This window comes from Parageobacillus sp. G301, from assembly GCF_030268025.1.
Classification (GTDB): Bacteria; Bacillota; Bacilli; order Bacillales; family Anoxybacillaceae; genus Parageobacillus_B; species Parageobacillus_B toebii.
Genome location: NZ_BSDB01000003.1, coordinates 61,562 through 77,792 on the forward strand (window position 1 = coordinate 61,562; position 16,231 = coordinate 77,792).

The window sequence follows — 16,231 nt, forward strand, 5'->3', positions numbered from 1 at the left end:
CTTAAAAAACTAATAATTAAACAATTAAGTCGTAATTTTTCCCTTTTTCCTTTTAACCGCAATGATGATCCAACCCGTAAATACGGCCAATGCAAGTGTCAATGCTCCTCCTACTATACCCGAAACACTTGTTCCGGAACTAACAGCAGGCCATGCATTTTCAGCTTCTGTAGCTGGTTTTTCTTTATTTTCACCTTCATTTGCCTTAAAGTTATAATCAGGCAATAATGTTGTTTTGCTTTGAATTTCAGAGAGTATTTTATGAATGCCATCAGGAGCTTTCAGTTCTGTCGTACCTGCTGTTTTTTCGATAGACCATTCCAGGCCGTCAGGATTTGCGGAAGCAAACCAAGAAAGCAACCCGCCAACCACAACTACTGCGATGGAAAGACCTGTTAATAGTTTCTTCATGGATATATTGCCAAGGGCTTCTCCATTCGCTGCTTTTTCCAAAATTTCAGGTCTGGCTCTCCATACGAAAGTAACAATTGCTGCGGTTACCAGCCCTTCAACTACCCCAATCGCAAGGTGTATCGGCTGCATCAGCAGTACGAATTTCTCAAAAGGCAATTCGGTCTTTCCTGATAAAAGAGTCTCAAGGACAACGCTAAAAGCCCCCAATTGGAGAGCAACGAGCGCTGAAACCATTGAACCTGCAAAAATCCTTTTGGAAGTAAACCCTTTACGTGTAAACCATTTATATATTAAAGGGTATGCTATAAAGCAGGTATAAAAACCAAGATTAAATACGTTGCAGCCATAAGCAAGCAATCCGCCGTCACCAAAGAACAATGCCTGTATCAACAATATCGAAGCCATCGTCAAAAATCCCGCATAAGGACCCAATAATATGGCAAGCAGCATTCCTCCTCCGAGGTGTCCGCTTGAACCAGTACCTGGTATTGAAAAATTAATCATTTGTGCTGCAAAAACAAATGCCCCCATAACTCCCATTAAAGGAATTTTCTTTTCATCCATCTCATTCTGGAGTTTTTTGATTGAATAAGCTGCAACTCCAACAGTGGCTGCCAGCATAGTTCCGCCAACAGCTGGTGAAATCAAGGCATCAGCCATGTGCATAATATTCACACCTCGCATAGTATTTTTGAATCCGTTTTCAATATGATTTCCAGTTAAATTTTTGTTCTTTAATAACTTCATAGAATTCGTCCAGATAGTGCGAGCTAGCCCTCCACGAAAAATCTCATCTTTAGGGTTGGATTTTCCGTGATGTCTCTAGATAATGGTCTTAGGATCATTTTGGGAAATCCTTATCTCTCCCGGAACTTTGACTACTATCAAAGGTGTGTTTTCCCATCTATTGTTTGAACTTCTGACCCGCAGGCTGTTCCCTCTGGCAACCCGTGCTGAAAGTAGCAGCTTCCAGGCAGCTCATGGAAACGAATGATCAACAAGTGCGCTGGGACATAAATTTTACTAGGCTTCTTTAGTATTGTTTTTTAGAACTTTTACGGATTAGAATTTCAAATTCCTTTGATTTTGGTACTTGACATATTACCGCAGGACTTTACAAAAAAATTAAAATAACCCTATTGTTGGAGAAACCATGGTTTCGATTCCAAGTCGAGCGTATCACGGCTTATCAAAAATGGTCAAGTGAACGTTATGTTACAAGACTTTCACCGGTTAGCAACTTTCAGCTTCGCTGGACGCAATGTGTCTTCGTTCAGTAATAATAATCCCTTGCTATCCAAGCCTTCTCCACCCCGCATTCTACCATTCATATTAAAATCATTTACGAATCGCTCCTTTTTTCGATTTTTGCTTCGATTTTTTCTGCTAAAACTTTATTTTTGTTCAAATAATCTTTTGGGATAAAAAAAGAAAAAGGCTTGTGGGAAAACGATTCTTCCTTTTCCCCTAAAGCCTTTCCCCCTTTTTTGCGCCACTTTATTTTGACAGGAGTTTATTTATGCTCTACAACTTCAACGTTAAACGCGCCACACTTTCTACATGCCTCGAGTGGTGATCGCAGACATCAGGACTTGTAGCAGTGTTCACCTAATTCGCTTTTGATAAGGAAGGGACATTTGGGAACAAGCCAAATCAGCCATGACATTGAAACATGTTTCCAAAACCGGGGAGGTTCTTTTGGGAAGTTACTTTGCCCCCGGTAATGTTCAAGCATCGCGCAAAAGAAAACCTATACGGATTGATAAGGGAGAAAAAACGGATCATTCGTTGTAACCTTTGTAAATATGTGAAAAAAAGGGTATGCACGGAATAGTACGTACATACCCTTAATTGCTAAATATTCATATATCGGAAGGGTTATAGACGTTTTACAAGCACCACGTAACGATCCACACATATCTACTTGGGGCGACATCAAGAACATTGCGAAGAAAGTGCATCTGCGCCACGCTACCGTGTCGCTTCGATTTGCAAACCAAGAAATTCCCCGTATTCTTGCTCATTGATCCCCGAAATGGATACACGTGTCCATGCAATGATCGTTGATTTCAGTCTTGGTTGATCGGGGCGAGTCCCTTACACAACGAAGAAACCATTGATTTGAAAAATGAAGTTTTCACACCATTCTTCAGTGATGGGCGTGATTGGTCGGGATGGCTCTGATCTCAACTTTGAATCCAGGTAATAATTGTTCCTTTTAAAATATCTTCTTGTATACTGAAAGATAATCGATGATTTGCAGTTTTATTACACATTGGACAGTGAACATCCCAATTATTTTTAACTTGTAGATTATAGTTATTAGTTGGATATTTATAAAGAGGTCTTGGATATTTGTAAATCCTGCCGTTAATTGTAGTGCTTCTCAACCCCCTGTTATTGTAAAAACAAGAACTACAAAAATTAGCAACCCAAACCTCTTCACATTCTTGACAGATATAGGTTGTCTTCCAGCTTAATTTGTCTTCCCCCCTTTTCTTTTCATTTTCCCTTTTTCCTTCTATTTCTCTTCCACATTTTGGACAACAATTTTCAAAATGACTACATTCATGCAACAATCTTTTCAGATAAATACTTAAATTCTTATTTTGAGATGGAGTGAAATAAAAATGCGCAAGTTTGTGTTGATGACCACTTGGATTTAACGTTTGATGCTTAATATTCCAATTCAACGAGTCTACATCAGTATGAACTAACGTAGCCGATTGTAAATGAATATGGGGTGTATTACGAAATAAATTATTTAAATAGCGAGTTCCCGAACGTTCTAAATCATCTAGAATTGCTTTTCGCCCTCTCGGCATTTTGCTGTAGCATTTATATTTTGCATCTAACGTATGCATGTACCACTTCTTTTTCTTTTTATTATAGAAGCCAATAACAAAATCAGGTTTATATCCTGTGTCATCGAATTTATAGTCATAGCAAAGTACGATATCAAATGGCCTGTCCACTAATCTAAATCGCTTCTTATATCCGCTAATCGTTTTTTGATTTATGTACTTTTCCTGCACATCTTTAATAAATTCATTCGGATTTACACCCCATTGACTCATTTGCTCAATGATTTTTAATAAAATCCAAATCTCATAAAGTGTTGGCGACTTTATTATTGACTGAATAAAAAGTCGAAATGTCTCCGATAAACTAGGGGATAAATTCTCATATGCAACATAAATGGAATAGAGTTCACTATAAACAGGATGCATGCGAAAAAGATGCGTCTCTTCTATGACTTGTGGCTCGCATTGCAATAAAGGTCGGTTCAGTAGCTCACCAACCTTAATTCTCATTTTTTCCCAAGCATCAATTCTACGTTTTAACTTCTCACAATCGGAGCGCACAATTTCTATAAGATTACGAAAATTTGATACCAAAGAGGAAGACTGCTCCATCTTTTCGACTTCTTCTAGTTGTTGCAGTTCGTTTTTCAACGAATTCAACTGTTCCTGTTCAGCCATTGACTCCATGTTGATTCGTTGCTGAAACTCTTCTACCATAAACCGAATCATACGATGTTCTTTTATATCTGTTGTTTTCTCACTTATAGGCGCTGTGACTTTTCCATTTTTTTTGATTTCATTTTCAATAATCATAGAAGCCGTCCACTTTTTTACTTGATGTAGATTTATTTTCTTTTCAACCTGAATCAATTCTTGTTCAGGCATTTTTAAAACCTCATTAAAACAGTCGAAAAATTGATCAAATAGTTCTTGAAATTGTTGTTGTGGATAAAGAGGCATTTGTATTCTTCTCAAATAATTCTGATCATTATAATCAATTTGCGCAAGATCATAGGAGAACAATTCAAATAATCTTCGAACTTCCTGTTGCATTTGTTGATATTCTTCGATAGACATGGTTCCAGGAGTAATCATGACTGTGGCTTTCGTTATCTCATTACCATCTTCATCATACGCAATAACATCAAAACTGCCGCCTGCATTAATCCCAAAGATACTGTCTGTTGTTTTAGGAAAGCCGTCTTCCATCCATTCTTTTTCCTTGTGATACCAAATACCGGATTCCTCATCGAACGTTAATCCGGCAACTTCTACATCAAATTGTTTCACAACAACTCGACTTGCGTTCTCAACACAAACACCAATTTGGGTCATTCTTTTCTTAATCTTGTTATACTCACAAGTAAAATACGTACTTCCGTCAAATTGAAGTTCATCATAGATCACTAATCGCTCTTTTTCCTTTGCGACATGGTAAAGCTTCACCTTTTCCACCTACCAAAACGTCACTGTGTGTTTTGCCTCTAACATAACCTTTAATCTTTGATAAGATCGTGAATAAGGACTTAATTCGTTTAGGACTTTATTAGAAATCTTGTCGAATTCTGATCTTTTTATTTCAATTCTAGGTAGAATTTTTCCTAAAATAATACAATCAATTAATTCTTCTTGTTCCTCTTTATTTTTGGCATATTTTAAAAAGTTACGAACATGTTTAATTCCTCGACTATTTAGTGAAGCATTAGGGTAATCTTCAAGTAAATTTGATATTTTTTTAATCTTCTCAACCGCATCGTTTACAGCTGTATCATCTAGGAACGGTGATGTAAATGTCTCATAGTCCATCTTAATCTTTCCAGTTAACGGTTTCAGCTTCTCTTTTATTTTTTCTTTTTCATCAGATTTCAAGTGTCCCACTTCAATTATAAAGCTTCTATCTATCACTTTTGGGCTTAGTGGTTTTACAGTATGATCCATATTTAACGTGCCAATAAAACGGACATTCTCCGGTATTTTAAATACAGGTGGATACAACCTTATTAATTCTTCAGCACTTTTTCGTTGTTCAACACTCGACCTTTCATCACTTAAAATAAGCTTTGCAATTTCCAAATACCTTTTTGGATATAAATTGAGTGCTGGTGTTTTCTGCTCACGTGCGCTTAAGATCTCTGAAAAATAGTATTCAATATGAGCTAAGTTCATTTCATCTAAACAGATTAAAAACAGTTTTGATTGATTTTGTTTCTGCGCCGCTTCAGCCAGTGCTTCCATAAACGGAGTGGGAACAAACGTTTTATCTATCGGATGAAAATATCCCAACAAATCTTGTGTATCAGTCCAGCTAGATTGCACTGGTATCATACGCACTTCTACATTTTCAACTGCTCTTCCCAAAGCTTGGACAATACTGGACTTCCCCGTTCCTGATGGCCCAGCAAGTAACGTTAAGATATTCGCTTGTAAAGAATAAATAAAAGTTTTTATAATCTCTTCCTTATAGATTAAATGTTGATCATCATTATAATAAAATAATGATTGTAAATGCGAGATAAATTGTTCAGGTTCATACTCGATCACTGTATAAGTCTCATTTTTATTTGGGGTGGTCTGCTCTTCAATCTCGATCATTTCATCAATTTTTTTCATTATACGATACCATTCTCTACGCTTTTCATCGAGTTCTTTTTCTTCCATTAACAATTTTTCCTTTTCTTTTCTTATTTCATCTCTTTCTTCTAACAGTTTTTGACGTATATCACTATTTATATCTAATAATTTTTGCATTATTAATGTTGCGATTTGTTCACCGTTTTTATCATCTATTCCAAAGATTTTACGGATTTTCTCCATATATTGTTCAATATATTCATTGTCAACAAATTCTGAGAGTGCCTGCTGTAATGTTTGTGGAAGAATTTCTGCTCCATCGAAATCTACATACAACAATGTATGGATATATCGTTCACTTTTGTTATCAGTAAAATAAGCAGCTACAATATCCCCCACTTTTATTCGTTCCTTATCCTTTAATGTGTCGATCGAACGTGACAATTCCCATTCAGAATCTAGAAAAGGATGGGGTAACATTTCAACATCCCCATTCTTATTTAAATGAATCGGTACTCCTATGATCTGTTTAGTATCTATACTTACTATCTTTAATAATAATCTACCATTTAGATATTTTTTAAATTCAGTTACAAACTCGCCAACCAATTCGCTATTTAATGAGTTATTACGATATGCTTCTAACAATTTATTTTTTAAATCACCGATCTGATTATTAAGCCAATTCAAATACTTTTGACGCCCACTAATAGAAAAAGTATCTAGATATTTTTGATTAAATTTAAGTATTCCTTGCGAGATCAAATGATTCTTTAGATCCTTTATAGAGCCTATTTCCTCATTTTTAATCGCATCTTTTAACTTTTCAAGAATATTAACCCAACCTTTTATCGTATCAATATTCATCTCTATGTTCTCAAAATATGTTTTAAAGTTTTTCTTTCTTCGATTCTTTGTCCCTTCCCTTATAAATAAAATTACTTTTTCAATCACATCAATATCGATTATATTCTCTTCATTTAGTAAGAAATTTTGCATATCCTGAAACGAGTCAACATAACTCAGTAATTCTTTATCTTCTGTTATTTCCGTCATAACAATCCCTCCCCATAACTACTTCTTCCTAACAAACATAAACTATTGGTTGAGACCCTTGAATGTTTCTTTTGCCTGATATAATGCTCAGTCTGCCATTTGTATAAATAACTTCTATTTATGTACTTTTCTTACTTCTCCATTAACAGTAGAGCTTTAATCTATTCAATTCTATCCACCAATTTCTTAGTTACTATCACTACCATAATTTACAACCACTATTTTAGTACAAAAGTCCAATAACAACAAATCGACCTATATTCCTAAATCCTCTCACATTTAGCACCCTCTCAAATAAAATCATCTGATTCGTTCCAAGAGAGAACAAGATCGAGATGCTTCGTCTCTGCGAAAGAAACATTTTCCTCTGCCATGTTTCTTGAAACTCCCCTCTTTTCGCAAATGACTTAAACCCCAACTTATTTAGGAATATAATGCTGTTTATCAAATAAGTCTTTGTGACTATAATAGTGGATATGTTAACTAACTAACGCAAATTCGTCATCGAGGACCAACGAGCTATTGGCACGACCGTTTCGGAAGAGGTTGCCAATACGGTATTATTAGGAAGGAAATAAAATTTAGACGTTAGAAGTTCTTTATTTAAGAGAAGGAATAAATCTTTAATCACAGAGGAGAATGGCGATGGGGTTGTTTCGTTCGATTGGAAAAGGAATTGGAACGGTTGGTGGAAGTGTAATCGGTGGTACAGTTAAGGTTGTAGGCAAAGCTGTCAGCAGCAAATGGCAAGGTGCTGGTGAGTGGTTGCAGGAAGTGGGCGATAACGTTCAAGTCGCCTCGAAAATAGCTTTGGCCCATTTCGGTCAGTTTATAGATGGAGCAGTTCAAGGCACATACGGAGTTATAAAAAAGGACGACTATTATAAACAAAAAGGATTACACGATCTAACAGATTCCGCTGGTAAAACAATGAAAGGAATCAGCACAGCTCTAAAATACACCGTTACTAATGTGGGGACTGCATATAAAGGATTTACAAGCGGTGATAAGGAGCAGGCGTTAAAAGGATTGAAAAATCTCGGCAAAGTCGTTGCTGTTTCTAGTCTTGCGATCGGAATGGTCGATGTGATAGATGGAGCTGATATTGTAGAAGCGGAAGATATCGAAACCATAAACGATCACTTAGACGGGTATGAGCATCCGGAAACAGGTGTGCCATTTGTTGAAAAAACGGTGAAACTGCCAAACGGACAAGTGGTTGAAGGCACATTTCCCGTTTTTGATTCTAAATTCAACGTTATTATTGCCGAAGATTTGTATTTAGAAAGCGATGAGGTCCATTTTAAACTGGCGAACGATACATTGTATCAAGCGATTCAAGAGGATCCAAGCCTTGCCCACCAATTAGAATTATCGCAAACTGATGTACAAGCTCTTGCCAATGGACAAACTCCAGAAGGCTATACTTGGCATCATAACGAAGAACCTGGCCTTTTACAGTTAGTCGATGAAGACATTCATGAACAAACTGGACATACAGGCGGCCGTTCCCTTTGGGGCGGAGGAAATGAGCATCGCCAGTAAGAGAAAAACCGCAGTGCTGCCAATGAGGCAACGCTGCGGTTTTTCATTTTAATACTTCTTCGATGATTTAATTCAGGACGTATTTGAACAGCGGACCGATTTTCTGATCGCTCTCCAATCACCTGTGCAACATCATTGACGTGGGACAAAAAGGGACACAACATGGCTCTCTTTCTAATTTTCTTTTTGCACAATTATACGGACTTAACTCAACAACTAAACTGATTTTAAAATATCGGATATATAATCCACTACAAAAGATTTCTTAGCCTTAGTTAAATATGCATACTGAATAACTTCAAGTTTTTGGAATTCCCTGTTTTCTTTTAAATAATTTAACAAGTTTTTAATTTTCTCTTTTGGATAAGAAGGAACCAATTGATTCAAGAATTCAAAAATTAAAGATATTATCAACTCCTTATGTTGATTATGATTATTATTTATTAGACGGTCACAATAATCAACAACATAACGTGACTTATAAGAATTAAACAAATATTTAAAACTAAAGGTCAAATTTTTAAAAATTGATTCATCAATTATGGAAAAATTATTAATAAGATGAATTGCCTCTTGAATCAATTTGTTATCTTCTTTACCGGCTTTGAAATTCCCTTTAGAGTATTTATCAATTAATTTGTTCCAAAATTCCAGAATTCTGTTCTCAGCATCACTTTTTGAGACTCCCTTGGCAAGTTGTTCAACCCTAATGTTAGAACAATATCTTATCATTGTTTCAATAATTTCTACATCCCATATCTCCAATGATTTTTGCATTAACAGATTTCCTGTTTTTTCTTCAAAACCGTTAATATAGCCTATTATAATATGATGTCCCAATTTTTCTTTAATATTTTTGTCAATAAAATTCTTATACTCTAAAGCAACACAATAATTCTCTCCCATTAATTGATAAAAATCAAAATAAATCACTCTCGAACTAAGATATCCTGTCATCAAATATTGCCACATCTCATGATCAGGATTTATAGATTTTAACTTCTCTTTTGTCCATTTTTCATCAACATATGAAAAATTTGCAATGTATTCACCGAAGATAATATAACTATCAATACAAAAATTATTCATAAGGTGTTCCAGAGTAAATTTAATGTTTTTCTCCCAGATCAACTCATAGTTAGGTAAATCTACTCTTTTTATTTTTAATGCTAGCTCAAGCAAAGCTGTTACATACTTTCCCCCTAAAGAATTCAAAGAGTAAAACGAAATATCATTATTGCTAAATAAATGATTCTCAATAAGCGCAAAATTTATTTTTCCCAAACAGGCACTCATAAAATTAATGATCAAATCACAATGTGCTTTTGTAAAATTAATTTTATCATTAGATACTAGATCAATGATGAAGTCAAAGCCTTTCTTTAAGACACCTATATGGGTCATAAGATAATTTTTTTCTTCTTCAAATCGGAATTTATCTTTCCAAAAGTCCTCTTCAGCAGTGTACAAAATTAAAAACTCTATAACCTTTCTATAGTCCAGTTCAACATTTTGTTTCACTAACTCACTAAATCCATCTAGTAAATAGTAAATAAATTCATACTGTAACTCATTAAATTCTTTAAGGTCATTGATAAAATAATCAGGGTAACTAATAAGAGCATTTTTTATTTCTGTTCCAAATCCCCTATAAGAAATTTCTTTAAAATCATCAGAAATTACTTCGGTCTCTCTAAACCCCTTCATTTTAGTTATTAATTCATTTATTGGCATTTTAATTATTTCTTGACTTGAATATGGAGACATTTGTTCTATCCAATGAACGCCCGTAGATCGTATTGGTGGATAAAGCTCAGTATCCACACCTGTGATTTGTTTAGTTTCAATTAATTTTTTCCGAAAGAAAGATACGTTTCGTAAGGCTTGATAACGTTTCTGCCTCCATTTTAGATCATAATATTGATCGTCTCTTTCTATGAAGATGTATTCATTTTTATTTATAATATCATCTAATATCATAATGTACTTCATATCGATTTCGTCATTTAATAATTCAAATAAATGCTTAGTCTCATCATCAAAAATGTAGCTTCTAAATATGTAATCAAATAAATCAACTTCTGTTTCTAACAAATTCAAGAAAGAGCATTTTAATATATTCCACTTTTGAACAATTACAAAAATGGAAAGCTTTTTTATGATGTCATAATTACTTTTGAGCATTCGTATTACTATATGGACTAGTAAGTCTTTTTCTAGAGTAGTTTCGGTTAAACAAACCTTAATAAACTCAATTAAGTAATGATGAGCATCAAATATATAATCTTTTATATCAAAAATCGATTCAAATGCATATTTGTTAAATAAATCACCATACAAGAGTTTAATTTGTCTATTCAAATGCTGATCACTTACATTACCTATCATTGGTTTTAAGTTATTTATAATAAAATTTATATCATTTTCTCTAGACTCAAAGCCTTTCTCAAAAGCATTGCCATTACAAGATATCTTAAATATTTTGTCATCAATATTTTGAATAGAAACAGAGTAATCTCCAATCTCTCTAGTTGAAGATTGAACAAAAGATTCTTTTTCCAATAGTCTTATGAATAGTTCAGATATTTTGTTAGGATCTATACAGAATACTTTGTATAAGAGCCTTTTATTTTCCAAAATATCATTTAATACATAATTGTATTGAGAAATATTTCTAATACCTGCTTCTAAAAATTTTTCAAATGTGAGTAAAGCTTTTTCTGAATCAGATGCTACATATGGCAATACTTCTGACTCAATTTGGTCCAAAATAAAGTCAATTCCAAACTCACAACTCAACCAGTAATCTAAAAACGTGTTTAAATATTCATCAGAAATTTTGGAAAGAGGTATACGCTTAATAATATCAATAGACTGATAAAAAACTCTATAGTTCTTTGATACTTCGGCAGCTTGTAAAAGAATCCTCAAAATATATGAGATATTTTCATCATCATTATTTTTCACTACGTCATCCATTATCGATATCACATAGTTTAAAACATTCCACTCTTCTATGTAATTTGCTTCAGAGAGTATTGGAATATTTGTTTTATCGAAAAAACCCCTAATTTTTAATAATTCTAGCCATTTAACATCCCTTTTCTCAATCAATTTTTCAAAAAAATACGGTTCTAAATTCTTATGTTTTAAAACATGTTCAAGAGCATTTATTTCCTTTTCAGTAAATTGGCTCATAAAAACATCTCCTCAATGGCTTTTAAGCCCTCTCTTAATTCAGCAACCTCATTCTTTTCTTCGTAAGAACCTTTAGATAACTCAAGTAAGTGATCTATCACATCTTCCAATATATCGTAACCTTTTTCGGAAATATCGCACGGAATAATATTAACACTAAAATTATGTTTGTAATAATCTGATAAGTAACTTACTTTAAGATAATCATCGGAATAACAAGGTAAGATTAAATATCTACTATTTGGGTGAGGCCTATGGTCTTTCTTTGTTGTCCCTTCAAAAAGAAATTGAAGTATTTCTATTTCTTCTAATCCATATCCAATAAATAAAACAACATAATCCTTTTCGTTAAAAATTTCCGACATGAATTGAGAGTAAATTTCACTTAATCTGTTATCTATTTTGCCGTTTCTCCCGTATCTTTCAATATAGTCGCCATAAGATATAACCATTGTTGAAATATCACGAATACTTCCATGAACATGAATTACGTTTTGGGGTTTAAGAATATCCTTATTAAACTCACTAATATCATAATACACTTTTTTTAATCCATTATCGTGTGTCTTACTATCATTAGTGTTATCAGAAACAATTGGTTCATTATAATCTTCAGCAATCAAATCCAATGCATTATCATAGTTAGTTGTTAAATATATTGCATTTAGTCTATATAATTTTTCATATAACCTTCCTTTTAACACATCACTTTTATTTGTCATAAACCATGACTTATATTCTTCAGCAAGCTCCTTCTCTAATAGATTTTTCTTAGCGATATATTGACAGATAGATAACAATTTCTTGGTATCCTCTGTTTTCAAACTTTCCTTTGTTTTAAAATCCATTAAAGTCATTTGTTTGTTTTTGTAAATAAACTCTAGATATTTTAATGCAAATTCCCTCCAACTTGGCATTCCTAGATGAACAGACATTCCTGCTCCAACAAAAATAATAAGCTTACCGTTTTTCAATGCTTTTAAAATGGGATGAGAGCTTGTAAGGGTTTCAAACACATAATTCTTTATTTTTTCTCGATCAAATTCCAAGTTCATAAGCAATCACCTAATTATAAATTAATAGCATAGATTGGATATTAATTCCATTTAAAGTTTTTTTATTGACAAGCACGAGTTCGATACTTTATTTATTCGAAATAAGGCACCTTTGAGATGCTTCACCCTCAAAGATGCCTTAACACCGAAGAAAAACAGAATATATTGAAGCATTAGCAACAACCCCAACGGCTAACTAGATACCACAAAGAACGCTTTTGCTACGCCCCCACAATATCTTCTGAATTTCTGTTAATCTCATCAATAATGCTAATGATCCTCCGCGCGTCATCCATGTTGTCTTTAAAGAGTTCAACAATGCTGCCGACGGTTTTAAACGGTTCTTCCTGCAGCACCCGCTTGTCCATGACCCCGTTTTTCACAAAGTAATCGACGATCAATTTGACAAAACGGCTTTGTTGGATGTTCAACCGTTCGCTTGATAAAAATTCGGAAAACGCTTCGTTGGCGGCCTGCGGGTCAAGGCCGACGATTTGGCGGACGAGCTTTGTAATCGGCGTGTCTCCGAATTCTCTTTTATAATCTTCCTGTGTGCCAAGCTCATTCCAAAGAATATGCTCCAACGTTTTTAAGTCTTGGACTGTTAGCTTTTTATTATTTCGCAACTTGTAAATGGCCATCTGGTCGCGGTGTTCGTGCAGATAATGTTCCACCTTTTTTCGATAATTTTTCAGATCATTGACATTAAACATCGGACCGTTTTCTTTGACTTCTAAAACTTGGTCTTTAAAGTTCGTATAGTAAATTTTTTGCGTTTCTTTTTCAAGGAATTTCACTAAATCACGCAACGCTTCGCGAACGGCTTCCAATTCGAAAATATCGGCTTCGCTCCAAAATTCTTCCGTCTGCACCTTTTCGATGATGTATTTTTGTTCCATCACTTGAGGAATGGAACCGAGTTTCGACAACGCCTCTGCGGTGCGAATCACACTGCGAATCGGCTTTGTGGCATTTTTCGTTTGCAGCTTCGCCAGCTCAATCATATACATAAGTAAATCAAAACGTTTCGCCAATTCATCATCGTTTAGCGGAACAATCAACGGCGAAATATGTTCTTTGATTTCATTAACATCTATCGCTGTTAAGGAGTCCCATTTAGTCCGGTTTTTAAACTTGTGTACGTATTGAATATGTTGGCGTACACGGAAGTTTTCTTCGTTTAACTTATTGATTTCCGCCAGCACGTCGTCAATCAATTCATTGCGATAGGCAATATACTCTTCTTCTTGGTATTGTAAATGCTGCAGTTCTTTAATGATTTCAATTTTGGCGTTAAACAAACGCTCCGTTAAGCTTTCCACCGCTTTTCCTTCGATTCCCTTTGGATTTTCGCGGAAAAACTCGAAGTTGCCGCAATAGTCAAAAATAAGGAAATGCGTTTTATCTTGCCCGGCTCCGAACAAGTCTTTGCATAAACGGGTTCCGCGCCCGATCATTTGCCAAAACTTTGATTTGGAGCGTACTTTTTTAAAGAACACAAGGTTGACGACTTCCGGAATATCCACTCCTGTATCGAGCATATCAACCGATACAGCAATCTGCGGCAATTTGTTACGGTCGGAAAAATCATCGATTAATGTTTGGTAGTAGTTCACGCTGTAATCAATGACCCTTGCAAAGCCGCCCTTGTATTCAGGGAACAATTGATCAAAGCGCTCCACAATCCGTTCCGCATGACGATGATTTTTCGCAAAAATAATCGTTTTGCCGAGTTTGTCCCCGCCTTCGACGCGAATTCCTTTTTCCATTAAATCTCTCAGTACCGTATCAATCGTATCGTCATTAAACAGCCATTCGTTTAACGCGGCACTGTCAATATCCTCGCCTACTTCATCATCAAATGTTTCTTCATATCGTTCTTTTTCTTCATCAGATAACTCATCGTAATGAATGCCCTCTTCAAGAAATTTAAGCTTTGTTTCAATGGTACGATAATCCACTAAATAGCCATCTTGAACCGCTTGATCTAACTCATAGGCATAGGTCGGCACACCGTTTTCTAAATCAAACACTTCATACGTATTGCGATCAATTTCGTCCTTTGGTGTGGCGGTAAGCCCAAGCAATATTGCGTCAAAATAGTCAAAAATTGCTCGGTACTTCTTATAAATACTGCGGTGGGATTCATCGACGATAATTAAATCAAAATGCCCGACGGTAAAGAGGCGTTTGCCGTCTTTTCGTTTCGCTTCGTCAATCGCGTTCATCATCGTCGGGTACGTCGAAAACACCATGCGGCTTTCCTCTGGATTGTCTTTGTTATCGAGCAAATTACAAAGCGTCAAGTTCGGCAACAAATGGCTAAAGCTGTTTTTGGCTTGCGTTACAAGCGTTTTGCGGTCCGCTAAAAATAAGATGTTTTTTACCCAATTGTGGCGAGTGAGAACATCGACAATCGAAATCGCCGTCCGGGTTTTGCCGCTCCCCGTCGCCATGACAAGCAATGCTTTGCGCCGTTTGTTCTCGAGCGCGTCACATACGGCTAAAACTGCTTCTTTTTGGTAATATCGGTTTGTAATATTGTCATTGATTTTTACATTTCGTAACGGCCGCTTCATCGTGCGGCGGTCTATAAGCAAGCTTAATTCTTCCTTATTGTAAAAGCCGGAAACCTTCCGCGCCGGATAGTTAAGGTCGTCCCAAATATACGTTTCAAAACCGTTTGTGTAAAAAATAATCGGACGTTGGTCGTGCATTTTTTCAATACAGTCGGCATATAGTTTGGCTTGTTGCTTTCCTTTGTTCGGGTCAGCGGTTGTCCGTTTCGCTTCGATAACCGCAAGCGGCTTACCGTTATCTCCAAAAAGGACGTAATCGACATAGCCGACTCCTTCCTGATTCGGCATGCCAACCACAGGATATTCCACAACAACGTCCTTTTTAAATTCCCAACCAGCAAGCTTCAAATCTAAATCAATATATTTCTTTCTTGTTTCCCATTCGCTCAGTTCATCGACTTGGAAGTGGTACTCTTTTGTATTCGCTTCCCGTTTGGCGGTGAGAAGAGCGCGGAGCTGTTCATTTTCTTTCATCATTTCCTCAAGACGCTTGTCTTTGGAGCTTAACCGTTCGTATAAATCTTTTAATTCTTCCGGACGCTCGCGCTTTTCCTCACCGATTGGCAGCAATGATTCATCAAAATCCGTAGCGGTGTATTCGTCAGAATAACAATAATCAATCCAAGATACGAACTGATGAAGATTGTGGAGAGAAAGAATCGCTTCTTCCCTCGTAATCATCGAGTTCGTATGAACCGCGACATTTCCCAGTTTGACAATGTAACGCAACAACGGCAACAAGTCTTCATCAATAATGGACAAAAAGACGTTATCATGAATCAAACTGGAAAGATTATCTTGATACGGAACTTTCAACGCGCTGTCAAAACTGTACACCCACTTCACCGCAAGCTCCAGCGCGCGGCGCGTCAAAATCGCGCACGTCGCCGGACTCACAACCAAACTTTTCTCCGCCTCTAAACACGCATTCGTAAAACTCTCATAATGAGGTTTTCCTATTAAAAAACTAAAGTTGGATAACAAAAAATCCCCCTCCCTTGACCAGCAC

The 16,231-nt window shown here is 35.7% G+C and carries 7 protein-coding genes; 1 reads left to right on the forward strand and 6 read right to left on the reverse strand.

Annotated elements, in window-relative coordinates:
* Positions 1-24: 24 nt before the first annotated feature.
* The 3 genes from QSJ37_RS16200 to QSJ37_RS16210 form a co-directional block, all read right to left on the reverse strand.
* Positions 25-1,080, reverse strand: a complete 1,056-nt coding sequence (locus QSJ37_RS16200) for an energy-coupling factor ABC transporter permease (protein ID WP_285756406.1) — start codon at positions 1,078-1,080, stop codon at positions 25-27.
* A 1,520-nt stretch (positions 1,081-2,600) separates the two neighbouring features.
* On the reverse strand, positions 2,601-4,664 hold the full coding sequence (locus QSJ37_RS16205; RefSeq protein WP_285756229.1) for a DUF2357 domain-containing protein: 2,064 nt from the start codon (positions 4,662-4,664) through the stop codon (positions 2,601-2,603).
* A gap of 9 nt (positions 4,665-4,673) precedes the next feature.
* Complete coding sequence (locus tag QSJ37_RS16210; RefSeq protein WP_285756231.1) at positions 4,674-6,845, reverse strand: McrB family protein; 2,172 nt, start codon at positions 6,843-6,845, stop codon at positions 4,674-4,676.
* Between the two features lie 645 nt (positions 6,846-7,490).
* On the opposite strand from QSJ37_RS16210, the gene QSJ37_RS16215 reads away from it, so the two are divergent.
* Complete coding sequence (locus tag QSJ37_RS16215) at positions 7,491-8,390, forward strand: HNH endonuclease (protein WP_285756232.1); 900 nt, start codon at positions 7,491-7,493, stop codon at positions 8,388-8,390.
* Positions 8,391-8,606: 216 nt separating this feature from the next.
* Here the strand turns inward: QSJ37_RS16215 and QSJ37_RS16220 are convergent, their stop codons facing one another.
* The 3 genes from QSJ37_RS16220 to QSJ37_RS16230 form a co-directional block, all read right to left on the reverse strand.
* A complete protein-coding gene (locus QSJ37_RS16220; protein WP_285756233.1) occupies positions 8,607-11,588 on the reverse strand; it encodes a hypothetical protein in 2,982 nt (993 codons plus the stop codon).
* Positions 11,585-12,643, reverse strand: a complete 1,059-nt coding sequence (locus tag QSJ37_RS16225) for an SIR2 family protein (RefSeq protein ID WP_285756234.1) — start codon at positions 12,641-12,643, stop codon at positions 11,585-11,587. The genes QSJ37_RS16220 and QSJ37_RS16225 overlap by 4 nt, the downstream gene beginning before the upstream one ends.
* Before the next feature lie 221 nt (positions 12,644-12,864).
* Positions 12,865-16,206 (reverse strand): DEAD/DEAH box helicase family protein, encoded by a 3,342-nt coding sequence (locus QSJ37_RS16230; RefSeq protein WP_285756236.1) that lies wholly within the window; start codon positions 16,204-16,206, stop codon positions 12,865-12,867.
* Positions 16,207-16,231: the final 25 nt, after the last annotated feature.